General features: G+C 52.4%; 18 protein-coding genes. All 18 read left to right on the top strand.

The window, feature by feature from the left end:
- The first annotated feature begins 15 nt into the window (after nt 1-15).
- The 18 genes from JW814_04895 (at nt 16) to JW814_04810 (ending at nt 18,141) form a co-directional block, all read left to right on the top strand.
- Nucleotides 16-927: a peptidylprolyl isomerase gene (locus JW814_04895; protein ID MBN2070776.1), complete on the top strand. Its 912-nt coding sequence runs from the start codon at nt 16-18 to the stop codon at nt 925-927.
- Nucleotides 924-2,240 carry a peptidylprolyl isomerase gene (locus JW814_04890; protein ID MBN2070775.1) on the top strand — a complete coding sequence of 439 codons (1,317 nt, stop codon included), beginning with the start codon at nt 924-926 and terminating at the stop codon, nt 2,238-2,240. The genes JW814_04895 and JW814_04890 overlap by 4 nt, the downstream gene beginning before the upstream one ends.
- Complete coding sequence (locus tag JW814_04885) at nt 2,237-2,521, top strand: hypothetical protein (protein ID MBN2070774.1); 285 nt, start codon at nt 2,237-2,239, stop codon at nt 2,519-2,521. The genes JW814_04890 and JW814_04885 overlap by 4 nt, the downstream gene beginning before the upstream one ends.
- A complete protein-coding gene (gene pdxA, locus JW814_04880) occupies nt 2,490-3,527 on the top strand; it encodes a 4-hydroxythreonine-4-phosphate dehydrogenase PdxA (protein MBN2070773.1) in 1,038 nt (345 codons plus the stop codon). Before JW814_04885 ends, pdxA begins: the two co-directional genes overlap by 32 nt.
- Nucleotides 3,528-3,534: 7 nt before the next feature.
- A complete protein-coding gene (locus JW814_04875) occupies nt 3,535-4,317 on the top strand; it encodes an ATP-binding cassette domain-containing protein (GenBank protein ID MBN2070772.1) in 783 nt (260 codons plus the stop codon).
- A complete protein-coding gene (locus JW814_04870) occupies nt 4,314-5,183 on the top strand; it encodes an ABC transporter permease (protein MBN2070771.1) in 870 nt (289 codons plus the stop codon). Before JW814_04875 ends, JW814_04870 begins: the two co-directional genes overlap by 4 nt.
- 16 nt (nt 5,184-5,199) lie before the next feature.
- Nucleotides 5,200-6,396 carry a peptidoglycan DD-metalloendopeptidase family protein gene (locus JW814_04865; protein MBN2070770.1) on the top strand — a complete coding sequence of 399 codons (1,197 nt, stop codon included), beginning with the start codon at nt 5,200-5,202 and terminating at the stop codon, nt 6,394-6,396.
- Nucleotides 6,393-7,487, top strand: a complete 1,095-nt coding sequence (locus tag JW814_04860) for a DNA polymerase III subunit (GenBank protein MBN2070769.1) — start codon at nt 6,393-6,395, stop codon at nt 7,485-7,487. The genes JW814_04865 and JW814_04860 overlap by 4 nt, the downstream gene beginning before the upstream one ends.
- 95 nt (nt 7,488-7,582) lie before the next feature.
- A complete protein-coding gene (locus JW814_04855; GenBank protein MBN2070768.1) occupies nt 7,583-8,467 on the top strand; it encodes a stage 0 sporulation family protein in 885 nt (294 codons plus the stop codon).
- Nucleotides 8,468-8,481: 14 nt separating this feature from the next.
- Nucleotides 8,482-10,020 (top strand): methionine--tRNA ligase, encoded by a 1,539-nt coding sequence (metG, locus tag JW814_04850; protein ID MBN2070767.1) that lies wholly within the window; start codon nt 8,482-8,484, stop codon nt 10,018-10,020.
- Nucleotides 10,021-10,027: 7 nt separating this feature from the next.
- Nucleotides 10,028-11,422: a YchF/TatD family DNA exonuclease gene (locus JW814_04845; GenBank protein ID MBN2070766.1), complete on the top strand. Its 1,395-nt coding sequence runs from the start codon at nt 10,028-10,030 to the stop codon at nt 11,420-11,422.
- Nucleotides 11,423-11,462: 40 nt separating this feature from the next.
- Nucleotides 11,463-11,837, top strand: coding sequence for a hypothetical protein (locus tag JW814_04840; protein MBN2070765.1), 375 nt, complete (start codon nt 11,463-11,465; stop codon nt 11,835-11,837).
- 81 nt (nt 11,838-11,918) lie between these two features.
- Nucleotides 11,919-12,746, top strand: a complete 828-nt coding sequence (rsmA, locus tag JW814_04835) for a ribosomal RNA small subunit methyltransferase A (GenBank protein ID MBN2070764.1) — start codon at nt 11,919-11,921, stop codon at nt 12,744-12,746.
- A complete protein-coding gene (locus tag JW814_04830) occupies nt 12,743-14,710 on the top strand; it encodes a hypothetical protein (protein ID MBN2070763.1) in 1,968 nt (655 codons plus the stop codon). Before rsmA ends, JW814_04830 begins: the two co-directional genes overlap by 4 nt.
- Before the next feature lie 9 nt (nt 14,711-14,719).
- Nucleotides 14,720-15,286 (top strand): hypothetical protein, encoded by a 567-nt coding sequence (locus tag JW814_04825; protein MBN2070762.1) that lies wholly within the window; start codon nt 14,720-14,722, stop codon nt 15,284-15,286.
- A gap of 106 nt (nt 15,287-15,392) precedes the next feature.
- Nucleotides 15,393-15,986, top strand: coding sequence for a hypothetical protein (locus tag JW814_04820; protein ID MBN2070761.1), 594 nt, complete (start codon nt 15,393-15,395; stop codon nt 15,984-15,986).
- A gap of 211 nt (nt 15,987-16,197) precedes the next feature.
- Nucleotides 16,198-17,400 (top strand): divergent polysaccharide deacetylase family protein, encoded by a 1,203-nt coding sequence (locus tag JW814_04815; GenBank protein MBN2070760.1) that lies wholly within the window; start codon nt 16,198-16,200, stop codon nt 17,398-17,400.
- Nucleotides 17,401-17,430: 30 nt separating this feature from the next.
- Nucleotides 17,431-18,141, top strand: coding sequence for a pyridoxine 5'-phosphate synthase (locus JW814_04810; GenBank protein ID MBN2070759.1), 711 nt, complete (start codon nt 17,431-17,433; stop codon nt 18,139-18,141).
- Nucleotides 18,142-18,165: the final 24 nt, after the last annotated feature.

Below are 18,165 nucleotides of genomic sequence, written 5' to 3'. Positions count from 1 at the left end.
AAGGCTGGTGGCTAATTGAAAAACGGGAGACAGGCCGGATTGCCGATCGCTTTTTTTCTGGTGGTGGCGGCGATAACCGGCTGCGCGGAAACGGAAAAAAATAACGCGCGCGCGATCCCGGCGGGAGCGATAGTAAGAGTCGGCGATATCGTGCTGACTGACGATAAGCTTGAGAACCTGCTGCCGGAAAGCGAAAAGATCCCCTTTTCCGTCGAGGAAAAAAGCAGGTTCATACAGCACTGGGTAGAATTGGAGATCCTCTACCGGGAAGCTCTTCGCAGAGGGCTTCAGAACGATCCACGCGTAAGGGCGAGGATAAAGGGGCTTGAAAAAGAATTTCTGGCCGATCACCTGATCTTTCTCGAACTGCGAGAACGGATCCAGGTGAGCGAGGAAGAGATCGAGGATTACTTCATCCGTCATGGAGATGAGTATAAATACGAGTACAGGGTCAGGCATATTCTGGTAAATACCCTGGAAGAGGCCGAGGAAGTCCAGGAGCTTCTGAAGACAAAACAGTTCGCGTGGGTCGCGAACAGGTATTCTGTCGATCCGGTCGCCAAACGCGGGGGAGATCTCGGGTATCTGACAAAAGGGAATATGATCCCTGAATTCGAGACTGTGATCTTCGACCTTAAACCGGACGAGGTCAGCGGGATCGTAGAATCTGACTTCGGATTTCACATAATAAAGATGGTCGGTATGCGCGAAGCCCGGGTGAAAGTCTCCCTCGATGAGATCAGGGGAGGGATCATGAGCCGGCTGATCATGGAGAAACGGGAAAAAGCATTCAAGGAGTTCACCGGGGCGTTGAGAAATTCAACCGACATAGAATATTTCGAAAAGAATTACGTGCCGCTGGCAGATGTCCCGGCTGAAAATCCGGTGAGCGGAGACACGGTTCCGGAAAGGGAGGAACAGTTGTGAAGGGATTGAAGAGAGTCGTTTTCGCGGCATTTTTCGTTGCGTTGTCAGCCGCGTTGTCATTGCCGGCCGAAGGGGAAGAAAAAGATCGGGAAGTCATCGACAGGGTCGTCGCTATAGTCCAGGACAGGGCTTTGCTTGCAAGTGACATAGAGATGGAATACCAGCAGCTGCTCATGCAGCTTCAGAAGACAAGCCTGCCGGCTTCCGAGGAAAAACAGAAAAGGGAGGAGATCCTTGACGGACTGGTGTCACATCTTCTTCTGGTCGTGCACGCCGAAAAGCTGGGGATCGAAGTGGCTGAGGAGAGGATTGAGTCCGAGGTCGACCGGATACTTAACGAGAATATTCGAGCGATAGGCGGCAGAGACGCGCTTGATGTCGAACTGGCGAAGGCGGGCATCACCCTTGAACAGCTTGAATCCCAGTGGAGGGAGAAGATCAGGGCGAATGCGTTGATAGAAAGCCTGAAATACCGTGAAGGGCTGATGAATGAAAAAGTGACGGAAGATGACATCCGGAAATATTACAGGGAGCATTATAACGAGTTCGAGAAGCGCCCCGGAACGGTCTCTCTTGCCCAGATACTTATCTATATGAAGGCCGAGAAAAGCGCGGAGGAAGCCGCGATGGCGAAGATCGCGGAAATACAGAAAAGGCTTGAGGAAGGAGCCGATTTCGCTGAAACGGCAAAATCATTTTCCGAGGGGCCAAGCGCCAAATACGGTGGAAGCCTGGGGTTTTTAAAACTCGAGGATCTCGACAATCCCCGGTTCGAGGAAGCGGTCCGGAAATTGACAGTCTCCGAGGTCAGCGGTCCCGTGATGACAGAGCATGGAATTCACCTGATAAAACTGGAAGAGGTCAGCGGCGATGAAATAAAATTGCGGCATATACTGATCAAGATAGATACCGATGTCGACGCGACGCGTGCCATGGCGGAAAAGATCAGGGAGGATATCATCAATGGCGCCGATTTTGCCGAGATGGCAAGGCTCTACTCTGAAGACTGGAGTACGAAAGAAGACGGCGGAAATATAGGAGAGATCGCCGTGAACAGGCTTCCCGCGTTTTTTCTTGAATCGATCCAGGGGCTGAAAGCGGGGGAGATAGCCCCTCTGGTCGAGGAGGAAAAGGGTTTCAGGATCATCAAGGTCAATGGATGGACCGAAGAGAGGCCGTTCAACCTTGATGAAGCGAGAGAAAGGATAAGGGATCTGATCCAGAGAGAGAGCTTTATGAAGACGTTCGAGGATTACGTGGCGAACCTCAAGGAAATATATCACGTCGACATAAAGAGCGAAGAGGAGCGATGAGGATCGACCTGCTGCTCAAAGCGCTATGTCTGATCAAGACGCGCACCCTTGCGAGAAAAGGATGCGAAGCGGGGAGCATAAAGCTCAATGGAAGGGCCGTAAAACCTTCCAGCATCGTCTCGATCGGAGACAGAGTGGAAATAAGGTTTCCTGAACGGCTGACGGTGATCGAACTTACGCGGATCCCCACCGGGCAGATTTCAAGGAAGGACAGAGCGGAATACTTCAGAGTCATCCGGGAGACTCCTCTTGAAGGAGACAGTGGAGGCTGGAATGCGTGAGACAAGGCGGAGGATCGCGCTCACGATCGGCGACCCGGCGGGAATAGGTCCCGAGATCGTCACGACATTACTCGGAAGGGGCCGGCTGGACCGATCGGATCTATGGATCATAGGTAGTCTCGGGCCGATGAACAAGGAACTCGGAGAGGAAGTGTCGGTCGCGGCAGAGGCGGTTACGGCGGAAGAGGCTCTTTCGGGAAAGAGACCGGTGGCATTTCCCGCGTTCATCGATCTTACCGGGGGTCTTGACGTCGAACAGGGATGTCCCTCCGCTGAAAGCGGCCTGATCTCGGGCCGTTCGGTCGAACTGGCGATAAATATGGCGAAACAGGGACTCATCGATGGGATAGTGACGGGTCCGGCATCGAAAGAAGCGCTTCATCTCGGGGGCTATCATTATAACGGCCATACGGCGATGTTGTCGGAATTGATGGACGCGCCCGATTGCCAGATGCTGATGGTCTCGGGAAAGCTGAGGATACTGATATTGACGAGAGATATTCCTCTCGCCGGCGTCTCCGCTCAGATAACGGAAGATCTCATAATTACGGGAGTGAGGGTCACGAGGGATTCCCTTGTCAGGGATTTCGGGATTAAGGCCCCCGTGATCAGGGTCGCCGCGCTCAATCCGCATGCCGGCGATGGAGGGATAAACGGAAGGGAAGAGATCGATATAATAGCGCCTGCCATTGAAAAGTTAAGGGCCGAAGGGATAGACGCGGACGGCCCCGTCCCCGCCGACACTCTTTTCTGTTCCCGGGAGAATAAAAAAGCAGACGCTTTTATCGCCCTTTATCATGATCAGGGCATGATACCTTTCAAGATCAACGGATTCACCGGCGGAGTTAATATGACGATAGGGCTTCCGATTATCAGGACTTCGGTCTGTCACGGAACAGCCTACGATATCGCGGGAAAGTCTGTCGCCTCGACCGGAAGCCTCGAAGCGGCTCTCACTCTTGCCGAGCAGTGTCTCTCGAAGAGGAAGGAAAAAACAGGGGTCTGATATCGGGATGACGCAGGAAAAAAGGATAATCGCGGGGGTCTATCACCTTTCAAAGGATCTGGGCAGGCATTTCAGCCTGACAGACGTCAATCTCCAGATCTCGAATGGAGAGATCGTCTTTCTTGTCGGTCCGAGCGGCGCCGGAAAGAGCACACTCCTGAAGATGCTGTATATGGATGATATTCCCGCCTCGGGAGAAGTCGTCGTTGGCCCGTACGTCTCATCGAGGATGAAAAGAAAGACAATCCCGGACCTTCGACGAAGAATGGGGATCATCTTTCAGGATTTCCGGCTCCTGGACGATCGCACGGTCTTTGAGAATATAGCGCTGGCGATGAAGGTGACAGGTCTGCGGATGGGTGAGATCAAGCGCCAGATGACTGACATTCTCACGCGGGTAGGACTTTATCACAAACGGTACGAATATCCCCGGACTCTATCCGGTGGAGAACAGCAGCGAGTGGCGATAGCAAGGGCCGTGGCGAACAGACCGTCGATCCTTCTCGCCGACGAACCGACCGGAAATCTCGATCCTGTCGCGACAAAGAATATACTTGAGCTTCTGTTTAAAATAAATGCCGGCGGCACTGCCGTCCTGATGGCTACTCATGACATAAACCTTGTCAGAAGTTTCGGACAGAGGATCATATATCTTGAAAACGGCACGATAGTAAGGGACAGCGAAAAAATCTATATAGGTGACATCAGAGACAGGATAGACGAATCAAGCGTCAGCGAAAGCGCCGAAAGACTTTCGGGGCATGAAATAACCGGCGGGGACGAAGAATGAAGATAAACGAATTCAGGTACATACTCGACGAATCAGTCAGCATGCTCTGGAGACGCAAGACTGCGAATCTGATCTCAGTGATCATCATGGGGCTGTCTCTGCTGATACTGGTCGTTTTTCTGATGGTGACCCTCAATATCGCCGGTTTCATAGACAAAACAAGCAAAGAGACGAGGATGTACGTTTATCTCGACGAGGGTCTTGACGAAGAACGGTCCAGGGAGATCCAGGTGAAATTGTTATCGGAGACAGGCGTCGAGGAAGTCGTCTTTATCTCCAGGGAGGAAGCGCTCGTAGATTTTCGGGAGACTCTCGGAGAAGGGAACGAGCTTCTCGATGCCCTTGACTCCAACCCGCTGCCTGACGCATACAGGCTCAAGCTGAAGGAAGGGTATGTAAGTAGTGGTATGATGGACGCGATTGCCGGAAGGATCGCCGCCTGGGAAGGAGTCGAAGAAGTAAGGTTCGGAAAGCGGTGGTTCGAAAAGGGCGAGAGGCTGGTGAGAAGCTTTTACATAATAGACCTTGTCCTTGGCCTTATAGTCTTTCTTTCCGTGATATTCGTGATTTCGAATACTGTCAGGTTGACGATATTCAACAGCAGGGCAACGATAGATATCCTCAAGCTCGTCGGGGCGACAAACAGATATATTGAGATCCCCTTCATAATAGAGGGGGCTTTGCAGGGAATCGTATCTTCGATCCTGGCCGTGGGGCTGCTCGGAGTCATCCACGCGTTTGCCAGTCGATATATCCATGACCTCGTCTTTATTCGACTGGACGCTATAGCGCTCTTCGTCTTTCTCTGCGCCCTGCTCGGCGCGGTAGGAAGTTATGCCGCCCTGAGGAGATTTTTAAGATCATAAACCGTTCTATAGTCTAATGAGATACCTTGCAAAAATAATCATCTGCCACCTTGCACTCGCGGCGGCGCTTCTCGTGGAGCCGGGGCACGCCCAGGAAAACGATCTGAGTGGAAAGATAACAAAGAAAGAAAACGAATTGCAGGACCTTCGCAGCCAGATCGAACAGCAGAGAAAGAAGATAAAAGATCTTGAGAAACGGGAAAAAAACGAATCGGAATATCTGAAAAAACTCAGGGAAGAAGCCGCGCTGACCGGTAAGCTCCTCGATGGGCTCGAAGAGAAAAAGGCGATGCTTGAAGAAAGCTCGGAAAGCCTCAGGGTCGACCTCGAAATGAACGAACAGATATACTGGCAAAGGCGGGAAGTCCTTTCCAGGCGGTTGAGAGAGATATATAAAAACGGGCCGAGGCACACGTGGGCGGAGATCCTCGAAGCGGAGAATTTTGCCGATCTGCTTCAAAGATATAAATTTATCTCGCTGATCGCCGAAAGGGATGCCGACCTGGTCGAGGACGTCAGGAAACGCAGGGAAGAGATCAGGGAGCAGGAATCGCAGATTACCCAGGTCCTTTTTGAAGTCTCGATATCCAGCAAAGAAAAAAGGGAAGAACTCGGGAAACTGAGACAGAATGAGAAAAAACAGAAAGATATCGTCGGGAAAATACAATCTGACAAAAAGGGATACGAGAAAAAAGTCGCCGAGCTTGCCGAAGCCGAGAAGAAGATGCAGAATTTCATAGAGGAACTTGAAAAGGCAAGGATCGAACAGGCCCAGGCATGGGGGGAATACGGGGAAAAGGATTTTGCCTCGTTAAAGGGCAGGTTGAGCAGGCCGGTAACGGGAAATATTGTAAAGAGGTTCGGCAGGTTCAAGCATCCTGAATTCGGGACGGTCACCTATAATACCGGGATAGACATTGAGACAAGGCCGGGTGAGCCGGTCCTGGCGGTCGGAAGGGGGCGTGTGGATTTTTCAGGTGTCCTGCCCGGATATGGAAACTGCATAATACTAAATCACGGCGACGGCTATTATACTCTTTACGCGCATATAGCCGAGATCTTCGCCAGACAGGGGACGCAGGTCGAGAGGGGAGGGTTGATCGCCGAGACTCTCGGACCGGGAGATGTGGCGAAAAGCGCGCTGCATTTCGAGATAAGAAAATCAAAAAAGGCGCTTGATCCGGGAGAATGGCTTGAGAAAGGGGGAAAGTGATCGATATCCTTGGTGCAGCTTCGCTGATCGCGAAAGGTCAGCAAAGGCAGGCGGAGATAATATCAACGATGCTTGAGACGGGAAAGATCCCGTCTTCGCTTCTCTTTACCGGACCGGAAGGTTCCGGAAAAGAACTTGCCGCCTTTTCCCTCGCGTCGAGACTCAACTGCCTCGCGCCGGACAGGTGCCCCGCAGAAAGATGCCCGGCATGCCTGAAAGCGGGAAGGCTGGAGTATCCCGATCTCCATCTTGTCTATCCGCTTCCGTCCGGACCGGTCGAGAAGACCCTTCCGGTGATCATCGAAAGCAGAAGGGAGAATTTTTTCGAAAAGGGAGAGTTCGGAAGCAAGGCGAGGAGCATCGGGATCGATATTATAAGGATGCTTGTCGAGACGCTGTCGAAACATCCTTTCGAGGGAAAATATTCTCCGGTAATACTTTTTGAGGCGCACATGGCGACAATCGAGGCGCAAAATGCTTTTCTCAAGCTTCTGGAAGAGCCTCCTTCGTCGGCCGTTCTTATTCTGGTGACCGAATTTCCCGAACGGCTTCTTCCGACGATCCTTTCCAGGTGCCAGGAGATCAGATTCGATCACCTTCCGGAGAGCACGACGGCGAAGTTTCTTGAAAAATTCTATTCTGTCGAAAAGAAAGAGGCGGGAGAACTGGCTCTGCGGGCTGGTGGAAATCTTCGCCGGGGGACTGATTTTCTTGACGAAAGGTTTCTGAGGCTTCGAAATGACGCCGTCCAGGCGCTGAAGCTCGTCATTGAAGGCAAGGCGCGCCAGATTCCTGGCGAGGCGGAGGTCATGGCCGATGAATATACGCGCGAAGAAACCGCCGCGCTTCTGAAAGAAATGACATCCCTTCTGCGGCAGGTACTGCTTTTCAACGCCGGGGCTCTTCCGCCGCGCGAAGCAGTGGCGCTGGGGAAGGAATTGGGAAAAGACTTGATCGATATTGCCGCGGGAAGGGATATCAGTGCCGACATCAGAAAAGTGAATCTGGCCTCGCAGGGATTGAGAAGGAACATCGACGTCGAACTTATGTGGGACCAACTCCTCCTTGATTTGGCAGGGAAGTGGTATTAGATTCCTTTTACACCGTAAAGCAGGTGATGAAGGGACAGAAAGCAGATTGCTGCTGCCCTTTTCAACAATAACATCGACTGGGGTGAGATGCTCTCATGGAAATCGTAGAGATCCAGTTCAAAGCTCAAAGAAAAGAATATTTCAAAAACTCAAGAGCCCTTTATCTCAGAAAAGGTAACTATTGCATAGTTCAGGCTGACCGCGGTGAAGATATGGGTCTTATAATCTCGCTCGCGCAGGTACATGCCAGGGATATCCCGGTAAACGCGAAAGAAGTCGTCCGGCACGCTACCGATAAAGATCTCGAGATGATGAAAGAGGTGAGGGAGAAGGAAAAGGAAGCTCTCTCGATATGCCAGGAAAAAGCGGAAAGCCATAAACTCGACATGAAACTCGTCGACGTTGAGTACCAGTTCGACGGAAACAAGATCACCTTCTACTTTACTTCGGACGGCAGGATCGATTTCAGGGAACTCGTCAAGGACCTCGCCTCTGTTTTCAGGACGAGGATCGATCTGCGGCAGATCGGCGTAAGGGACGAAGCGCGAAGATTCGACGGCATGGGGATGTGCGGCCGCAGGCTGTGCTGCTCGACTTTTCTCAAGGACTTCGAACCGGTGACGCTCAAAATGGCGAAAGATCAGAACCTGCCGCTGACACCGGCAAAGATATCCGGCGCCTGCGGGAGGCTCATGTGCTGCCTCGCGTACGAACTGTCTGATTATATGGAACTGATGAAGGACATCCCGAAAGTCGGGAGCAAGATAAAATGTTTCGGATCGAGACACAGGCTGGACAAGATCAACCTGTTCAACGAGACGATCTCTCTTACTGACGAGGATGCCAATACGATAGAGATATCTCTTGATAAATTCAGGGAAGAACTCGGGATATGCGAGATCGAGGAAGAACCCGAGGATGAGATCATTGACGAGGAAGAACTGCTCAAGAAATTCAAGGATGAAGATCTTGACGAATGACGATCGGGAGAAGGATGAGTAAAAAGAGGTTCTATATCACGACTGCGATCGACTACGTGAACCAGAAACCCCACCTTGGGACGGCGTATGAAAAGATCGGGGCCGATTGTATGGCAAGGTACAAAAGGCTCTGCGGGTTCGAGACGCATTTTGTGATGGGCAACGACGAGCACAGCACAAATGTCGAACGCGAAGCTCGAAAAAGAGATATGGAACCGCTCGATTATTGCAGGATCATGTCGGAAGAATTCACCGGGACCTGGAAAAAACTGAATATCTCGTACGACGATTTCATACATACGACGGAGAAGCGGCACGAAAAGGCAGTCAGCTGCCTGTTCACCAGGATCCACGAGAATGGATATATCTATAAGGGAAAATACGAAGGACTCTACTGCGAATCGTGCGAGGAATTCATCAGCGAGAAAGACCTGGTCGACGGGCTATGCCCCAGCCACAAGCAGGCGCCGAAAAGTATCAGCGAGGAGAACTATTTCTTCGCCCTGTCTAAATTCGAGAAACCGCTTCTCGATCATATCGAGAAGAATCCAGGTTTCATCAGGCCGAAGACGAGGGCGAACGAAGTGCTTAACGTGATAAAGAGCGGACTTCATGACGTCTCGATATCAAGAGCGGGAGTAGCGTGGGGGATCCCTCTCCCGATCGATCCCGGTCATGTCGTCTATGTATGGTTCGACGCTCTGACCAACTATATCTCAGCTCTCGATTACGGCGGGGAAGAAAGCGGCGCATTCGAAAAGTACTGGCCCGCCGATTTTCATGTGATCGGCAAGGATATAACAAGGTTCCACTGCGTAATATGGCCCTCGATGCTTATGGCCGCGGGAGTAGAACTGCCGAAAAGCGTCTTTGCTCACGGATTCATATCGCTCGCCGGGGAGAAGATGAGCAAATCGCGGGGAAATATTCTGGATCCGGCAAAGATGGCGGCAGTCTTCGGAGCTGATCCTCTCCGGTATCTTCTCATGAGGGAAGTCCCGTTCGACAAGGACGGGGATATATCTGTCGATATTTTGGTAAACAGATATAATGCCGACCTGGCGAACGAACTCGGGAATCTTTCCAGCAGGACCCTCGCGATGATCTCGAAATATCTTGGCGGGAATATCGACGAGGCGCCTTTCGATTCGCGCAACGATCTTTACGAAGATCTTGCCACCGCTCTCGATGGATACCGGGAGAATATGGAAAACCTTGAATTCTCCAGGGCGCTAGGGGCTTTCTGGACTGTCATACAGAGAGCGAACAGGTATATAGAGGAAAAAAGCCCATGGGTTCTGGCGAAAGACGAATCAAAAAAGGAGGAGTTGAAAGCGGTTTTCAGGGAACTGCTTGCCGTGCTCAGGAGCTCGGCCGTCGTCCTTTCCCCCTTTATGCCGGAGCGCATGAAAGAGCTGTCAGGGCAGCTCGGTCAGGATGGCCTTTCGCTGGACGATCTTCCTCCGAAAAGCTGCGCGGCGGTAAAGATAAGTCAGCCCTCCCCTCTTTTTCCGAGAATACAGGAAGATCCGGAAGATATTTTCAAGGATTGACAGAGATATGCTGATTGATTCTCACGCTCATCTCAATATGTCCGAGTTCAGGGACGACTTCGGTGAAGTGATGGAAAGAGCCGGGAAGGCCGGGATAGGGGAGATCCTCAACGTTGGATATGATCCTTCCTCTATCGACGCCACGATCGCGCTGGCGGAAAAATATCCGGGAATATACGCTGCCGCGGGCATACATCCTCATCACGCGACCGACTGGTCTCCCTCTCTCGAGGAAAAGATCAAACCTCTTCTTCTCAAAAAGAAAGTCCTCGCCGTGGGGGAGATCGGCCTCGATTACTACAGGGACCTTTCCCCGAGAGATGTCCAGCAGGATGTGTTGAGAAGGCAGATCGGGCTGGCGCTGCGGTTTTCGAAACCGATAGTCATCCATTGCAGGGACGCTTTCGAGGATCTTGTAAGGATACTTGAGGAAGAGGGCGCTTCGCGAGCGGGTGGGATATTCCACGCGTTCTCGGGAGGGCCTGACGAACTGGCAAAGATACTTGAACTCGGGTTTATTGTGGGAATAGGCGGACCGCTGACGTACAAGAATTCGAAGCTTCCCGATATCGTCGAGAGGCTCCCTTCCTCTGGATTCGTCCTCGAAACGGATTGTCCCTACCTTACGCCCGTCCCGTACAGGGGAAAAAGGAACGAACCGGCCTACGTAAAGATCATCGCCGAAAAATTCGCCGGGCTCAGGAGCGTGGGGGTCTCCGACATCGAACGGGCCGCGGAGGTGAACTATCGCAGACTGATGCATGGAGAGCGAGATCTGCCTGCAAGCGTGGCGTATTCGATCGGCGACAGGCTCTATATAAATCCAACTTCAAGCTGCACGAACAGCTGTCTCTTCTGCTCACGCGAACAGCCGGGGAAGACACTATACGGTTACAACCTCGATCTCGCCGTCGATCCTTCGCCCGCGGATATGACAGCGGCAGCGGGGAAGTATCTTGACGAAGGAAAATTCAAAGAGATCGTCTTCTGCGGTTACGGGGAACCTGCGACGAGAGTGAAGGAGATCGTGGAGGTCGCAAGCATGGTGAAAAGGGCCGGTCTTCCGGTCAGGCTCAATACGAACGGGCAGGGAAACATGATAAACCGGCGCGATATAATCCCCGAACTTGAAGAGAGTTTCTCGTCGGTATCGATAAGCCTCAATGCTCCCGACAGGGATTCGTATCTGAGGCTCTGCAGGCCCGACGCCGGTGGAAAAGCCTTCGACGCGGTCCTTGATTTTATTCGAAAGGCGGCTGCTTCAAGGATTGATACTATCGTGACGGTCCTTGATTACCCGGGGGTAGATATCGGGGAAGCGCGAAAACTGGTCGGAAAGATAAAGGGCGCGGAGTTTAAAATTCGAAAATACCACATAGCTCCCGCTTCGGGAATATTCTGATCCAGGAATGGATCGGGAGCGGCAGGACAGGATATCAGGGGTGAATAAGACGAGGCGATGCGCGATATGCGGAGAAGAGACCGACAGCGTTGATTTTTTGATCGATGGAGTAGCGGTCTGCGACAGGCACTTCGAGGAGGCCGGCAGAGTTAAGTGGCAGGGAATAGGGTTTTTCAGGCGCGGTTTCATTGCCGGGCATCGCGAAAAGATCCTTCGTGAAAACGGGATAAAGTCTCTTTTATTGAAATCGCTCGATCCTTCTGGTATGATATTACTCGTACAGGCGGAAGAATGGGAAAAAGCGCAGAAAGTGATAGAAAAACATCTCGACTCCTCGTTTTTCTGTCCTGTATGCAACATCGAATATAAGGCGAACGAGGGTTTCTGCCCGCGTTGCGGAACGAGAGGCGAATAAGCCTTCCGCTGAGCGTGGAAAGGCTCCGACGCGATTCCCCTGGGAAAACAGAAATATTTTCGATCTAGCCGGAGGCAAGGATTGATAGAAAAGTCAGGTCAGAGGCCAAGGAAAAGCCTCGGTCAGAATTTTCTGATCTCAAAAGCGGTTATCGGCCGGATAGTCGGCGCGGTGATGCAGGGTGGACCTGTACCTGTCTTCGAGATAGGCCCGGGAAAGGGAGCTCTCACAATACCCCTTGCCGAAGCGGGAGCGCGTCTTGCCGCGTTCGAGGTGGACGCCGGTCTGGCGCGCCAGCTGCGGGAGGTTTGCCATTCGTACGGCAGCGTCGAGATCGTCGACGCCGATATCATCGATATCGATTTCGATCTAGAAGGGGAAAAAAGAGGATGGGCTGAATATGTCATCGCGGGCAACATCCCTTATATGCTGACGAGTTCGATATTGCTCAAACTGCCTGAAGCGGTCAGAAGCACGCGTTCGGTGATAATGATGCAGAAAGAAGTGGGCGAGAGGATTCTTGCTTCGCCGGGAAAACGCGATTGTGGTATCCTTTCTGTCTTTATGCAGGCGTATTTCGGGATTGAAAAGGTCGCCGCTGTAAAAGCCGGATCGTTCCGGCCGAGACCGAAGATAGACAGCGTCGTTCTGAAGTTCGAGCCGAAACAGATCCCGGGAGCCCCGGAGGAGAGGAGATCTTTCCTCCTCTTTCTGAAAATGGCTTTTTCGCAGAGGCGGAAAAAAATTTCAAATCTTATTGAAGGGCCCCGGGGCGTCGACAAAAAGGGTTTTTCTTTTGAGCTCGAAAAAAAAACGGGAGTCGATCTCGGGAGCAGAGCGGAAGAGCTTTCTCTCGGCCAATGGTTCATTCTCTTTGAAAGATATCTTGAGTTGATGAGGCAGCAATGAGCTTTTGTGGAAAGACGATAATATCGATGGCGGCATTCTATATCGCCGCTGCCACGGCGAATCCTGCCACGGCGGATGAAAGCGGTCAGGGTTCCCCCAATCCCTCGCCGGTAGCTGCCAGTCCGGCAGTGGCAGACACCGTCAGGATCGACAGGCTGTCGATAAAATCGACTTCGAAACTTCAATTCACAGAGACATACTACCTCGGAGAAACGGGGGGGTCTTCCCTCTACCAGGCGGCAGATGGCTGGATATATAACGGCAACCTCACAGTCACGGAGAAAAAATTCCGTGGCAGGGACATGACAATGATCATGGAGAATTTCCTCGCGTCGGCGCTGAAAACCGATCCGGGGAAATACACCCTGAATATCTCGATCGGGGAGACTTACTCCAGACAGAAGAGCCTCGGGCTTTCTCTCTACGGGAAAGAGATCATAATGGAAGACGAGTCGGTTGGTGCCGACTTTGATTATATGAATCCGAGGCTTGGAGCTTCAAAGACAAAGTTCTTTCTCAAGAGCAGGGGCTCGAAGGGTCAGCAGGACTTCAAGTACAACAAGACTTTCGCCGCTGAGACGGGAGGGTACCAGAATTACACTCTCGGCGACAGGATAGGGATAGGGGGCGGATTCGGAACGAATTTCAAGAGGGAAGCGAGTGATGTCGGACCGATAGAATTCAACGGCATCACAAGCAGGGTCGACACTTTCAGGGCGGCGTTCGAAATCACCGGTGATGACGAGAGCTTTCTAAAGGTCAAATATTCGAAAAAGATCGGCGTGATGAGAAGGGTAGATCCGCCGCTCGGAAACTCGATGCAGGCCCTCGACAGGCCGGAGGACGCGCAAAGGGAAGAGAACCGGATAAAGGGGGAGATCCTCCGGGTGGAGACGGCTATCGAACCTTTTGAAGACCTGTCGGTCGAAATAGAGTTTGATCATAACTATTCCGACGAGCGTTTTCTCATAGAAGACCGGAGAAACAAAGAACTGGAGACGAACGATCTCAAGGCGAGCGTCGCGTACAGATACTCGGACGACGGCGCGCTGTCGGTCTCGATGCTCAGGGGAGAATCCGATACCGAGTTCGGCCCGACATCGGTGGCGAGCTATCGGGTCAAGGATTACGAGATGAACGGATCGCTCAACCACGCGATCCATGATTCTCTCAGGGTGTCGCTTAAAGGTTCGATGACCCTCAAGCAGAAATTCTTCAAGAAAAAGGAACAGAATCCAAGGGACGCTGATTATCTCTATTCGTCGCTTGCGGGAACGATCGATACGTACCTCTTCAGAGTCATAAGGACCAGCATCACCGGGAGCGTGAACCGGCGGGAGACGATAAATATCGACGCGACGCTTTCCGGAGACAACAGGATCGACTCTCAGTACAAGTTCGTTCCCGAACTCTCGATATCCCCGGCGAAATGGGTCACGATCAAACAGGGGTACGAGATCAAGGTGGACTATACGGAATTTTCCTTCGACCCTGACAGGAACTATCTCAACAGGAACACAGTTCTTACTACCGACGCGACCTTCATGATATGGCGGCCACTCAGGTTCGGATTCAACCACAGGTATCAGATGAAGGATACTGGCAGTTATACTTCGAGGGACGGGGGGGCGAGGCTGTACGGGCCGACGAACGAAAACCTCGAGCATAGGCTGAGGATGAATCTCAACTATACCCCGAAAGAGGATATGGCGTTCTTTGTCGAGACGCAGTTCAAGGACCAGGTTAGCAACTCTCTCGGGTTCGTCGACGGAAAAAGGGTCGTGAGGACTTCTTCTCCGAGCGAATCGGGAGATTTCAGGATAGGGATGGAGAACAAGACGGAGTTTACCGATAGCGGCAGGCTCGATCTCAATATAGCGTATGTAAAAAGATACGGTCCCTTCCTCTCGGAGGACAGAAGGCAGTTCTGGGAGATAAACGCGAATTTCACGCTTGATTTTTAGGTGGTCAGTATGAAAAAAAGAATATTTTCAGTAGTACTCGTCGCGACGGCTGTCGTCTTTTCAGGGTGTCTCTTCGACGCCAGAGTCCCGCAGCAGCCCGGCGAGGACAGCGATCCCTGGGCGATACCGAATTCTCCGAAAGATGTCTTTCTCAACCTCAGTTCGGGGTTTCACGCGGTGACGAATTCCAATTATGAAAGAAGCCTCGACGAGAAGTTCGAGTTTGTCGCCAGGGTCCAGGACTGGCCGGAATTCACAAGCTGGAACAAGCAGAACGAGATCAACTTTCTCGACAGGCTGAAAGGAGATTATACCGGGGAGAGGAAGATACAGTTCGGCGACGAGGACGGGATCTTCGAGCGCGAGAATATCGGGGTGGGAAAGGCGGAGTTCGAGGGGATGTATGTGATAACCCTCGAGGCGGAGGGTTCGGTCGAGCCTGTCATATACGCCGGGATAGCGAAGTTCTTCGTAGAGAAAGGCTCGGTGGGATGGGTCCTTGTCAGATGGGAGGATACGGATATCTATTCAGATGAATATACCACGTCAAGTTACCTGAGAAAAACGCTGCAGTGACCAGGCCCCCTGTAGGAAGGCGAAAGTAAGATATACCGCAATTCATTATTTGATACCTTGCGATAACAGAGAAAATATGTTAAAATCCACTACAGGAGGAGTAATTATGAGTAGAATATCCAATCGCCTGCTGGCAGCGGCTTATCTTTCAGCCGCGCTCTTTTTTATAGAGGGGTGCATACTTAACCCCGAAACGGACAAGAAACCACCCCCGCCGGTCGAAATCGATTGGCCCGAGCTTTACGAGAAAGAGGATGTGATCGAGACGATCAGCCTCTGCTACAAGTATTACAACAGGGTGAGCAAGATCGAACTGGAGGAAAAGTACACCAACATCCTCTACCAGGGCGAAGGAGAGGAGTACGTATTCTATTACCAGCCCGACGACGTGCCGGTCGGCGGTGATCCCTTCATGACTCTCGCCGAGGATGTCGAGGGGTCGATGTACGTATGGAACAACGCCACCGCCCTCGTCCTTTCCCTCGATCCCTCTCCCGGGAGCTGGCAGCCTTACACTGATATATGCGACGAATGCTACCTGACAACGAGGCAGTATACGATAACGACGACGATCGACCATCATGGAGAGCTTGTTCCCCTCTCCGGGGTGGGGATGTATGTCGACTTTATAATCAGGCCGCATCATGATGATCCGGACAAATGGGCGATATTCATAGTCTATGACAGGCCGGCAGGTTAATACCCTGTCGACGGACGATCGGAAACGATACGGGTTTAAAGCCTCCGCCCTGGCAGCGGGGGCTTTGTTCTACCCGCCTGCCATCTTCGCCCGAACCCTTGACACAGCTTGCTTCTGGCAACTATAGTAGTCCTGCCTTGCGCGGCGGTTGCGGCAAGGCAGCCCCGCGGAAACAGGAACCGACACGAGGAACAGATAACGGGGGACCGGGATGGCTGGGAAAAAATCGAAAAAAAAACGACAGTCGCCGTCGTGGGCCTTCGACCGGAGGTTTGCCTGTTCCCTCGCCGCCCTTGCAATAATAATATTCGCCCTCTACAGGTTTTTTCAGGAACCGAGAGGGAATGTATTCATCCTTGATTACCTCGATCTCGTCGTTCCCGAAAAAACATTGAACACGCGTTTTGAATCTGTCCGGGAGGAAATAGACAAGAGGATAAGGTACCAGGCCAGCCGGCTCGGGATCGCCGGGGAACAGATCAGGATAGTAAAAGAGGACGGAAGGAAAAAACCTTTTTGCGCCAGCGCAGTCCAGATCGAGATCCCCGGGGAAGCATCGCTCGTCCAGGTCAACGCCGCGATCGACAGGGCGGTCGAATCGACGGGAGCTTTTATACGTTCAGGCAGGGAAGTTAAAAGGGACTATTCGATAGAGATCGTGGTGGGGACAAAGCGCCATGTCACCCACAGGTGCTATATCAGCCGGGAAAGAGCAAGGAAGGCAGATACGCTGCCGGAGAGCGCCGGACCGATGATAGCCGTGGTCGTCGACGATTTCGGTTTTTTCAACAACAACCTGGTAAGGGACTTCCTCGCGCTGAAGGCGCCGTTGACGGTCACAGTCATCCCGGGGCTGAAGCATTCCTCAAAGATATGCAGGCTCGCCAGGGAAGCGGGAAAGCAGGTCCTCTGCCATCTACCGATGGAACCGGAGAAGGACGCTGACGATGTCGGCGACATACCGCTTGTCCGGGTCTCCATGGGAGAGGCGCAGATAGAGGATATAGTCGCCAGGGCCCTGAGAGATACGCCGGGCGTATCCGGAATAAACAACCACATGGGTTCAAGGGCCACTGCCGACCGGAGGGTGATGGAGGCTGTGCTCAGAGTCTGCCGCAGGGAGAGGCTTTTCTTTTTCGACAGCCTGACTTCGCCAGGATCGGTAGTCGCCGAAGTTGCCGTCGATGTCGGGGTGAGAAGTGGCAGAAATGATCTCTTTCTCGATAACAAAAAGGAAAACACCAGGGAAAACATGAAAAAACTTCTTTCAATGGCTGTTCGAAAGGGGAAGGTAGCCGCTATAATGCACGTGAGAAGAGACAGCCTGAAAGAACTCGTCTGGTTGATCGAAGAATCGCGCAAGCGGGGGATAAAAATGGTATATTTGTCGGAAATGCTCGAAGATGGGAAATAAAAGGCCGAAAGGGGAGGAACGTTGAAAAGAATAAGGCTCGGAGTGAATATCGATCATGTCGCGACGCTTCGCGAAGCGAGGAAGACTACGGAGCCTGATCCCGTCACCGCCGCGATGATGGCGGAGATGGGAGGGGCCGACCAGATCACCTTTCATCTGCGCGAAGACAGGCGGCATTTCCAGAACCGCGATGCCAGGCTGGTCAGCGAGATGGCCCAGACCCTGGTAAATCTTGAGATGGCGGCGAGCGCGGAGATGCAGGAGATCGCTCTGGCGCTGCACCCGGACTCGGTCACCCTGGTGCCGGAAAGGCGCGAAGAGGTGACGACAGAAGGGGGGCTGGACCTGATCCGCGGGGCGGAGAAATATGCCGGGATCGTAAGGGCGCTGAAAGAAGGAGGGATCAAAACGGCCGCTTTTATAGGGCCTGACAGGGACCAGATAAAGGAAGCTTCGAGGCTGGGTTTCGACGCTATCGAGATACATACCGGCGAATACGCCAACGCGACGAGGGGAACTGTCGAGGCCGCCCTGAAAGATATAGTCGATGCTGCCTCTGCCGGGGCGAAATACGGGCTTCATATCCACGCGGGGCACGGTCTGACCTATCATAATATCCACCCGATCGTGAAGATCGAAAAAATAGAGGAGCTTAATATCGGCCACAGTATCATCTCAAGAGCTGTCTTCGTCGGCATAGAGAATGCCGTCAGGGAGATGGTCGGACTTTTACGCCGCTAGGGGCGGCGATGGCAGGATCGACCG

Source organism: Candidatus Krumholzibacteriota bacterium, assembly GCA_016932415.1.
GTDB lineage: Bacteria > Krumholzibacteriota > Krumholzibacteriia > Krumholzibacteriales > Krumholzibacteriaceae > Krumholzibacterium.
This window is presented reverse-complemented; position numbering and strand designations above follow the sequence as displayed.

Bases quoted from the DNA above. Each gene is read 5' to 3' on its own strand.
- JW814_04825 (MBN2070762.1), top strand. From the start codon at position 14,720: ATGAAAAAAAGAATATTTTCAGTAGTACTCGTCGCGACGGCTGTCGTC.
- JW814_04830 (MBN2070763.1), top strand. From the start codon at position 12,743: ATGAGCTTTTGTGGAAAGACGATAATATCGATGGCGGCATTCTATATC.
- JW814_04820 (MBN2070761.1), top strand. From the start codon at position 15,393: ATGAGTAGAATATCCAATCGCCTGCTGGCAGCGGCTTATCTTTCAGCC.
- JW814_04870 (MBN2070771.1), top strand. From the start codon at position 4,314: ATGAAGATAAACGAATTCAGGTACATACTCGACGAATCAGTCAGCATG.
- JW814_04875 (MBN2070772.1), top strand. From the start codon at position 3,535: ATGACGCAGGAAAAAAGGATAATCGCGGGGGTCTATCACCTTTCAAAG.
- JW814_04815 (MBN2070760.1), top strand. From the start codon at position 16,198: ATGGCTGGGAAAAAATCGAAAAAAAAACGACAGTCGCCGTCGTGGGCC.
- JW814_04845 (MBN2070766.1), top strand. From the start codon at position 10,028: ATGCTGATTGATTCTCACGCTCATCTCAATATGTCCGAGTTCAGGGAC.
- JW814_04865 (MBN2070770.1), top strand. From the start codon at position 5,200: ATGAGATACCTTGCAAAAATAATCATCTGCCACCTTGCACTCGCGGCG.
- JW814_04885 (MBN2070774.1), top strand. From the start codon at position 2,237: ATGAGGATCGACCTGCTGCTCAAAGCGCTATGTCTGATCAAGACGCGC.
- JW814_04855 (MBN2070768.1), top strand. From the start codon at position 7,583: ATGGAAATCGTAGAGATCCAGTTCAAAGCTCAAAGAAAAGAATATTTC.
- metG (MBN2070767.1), top strand. From the start codon at position 8,482: ATGAGTAAAAAGAGGTTCTATATCACGACTGCGATCGACTACGTGAAC.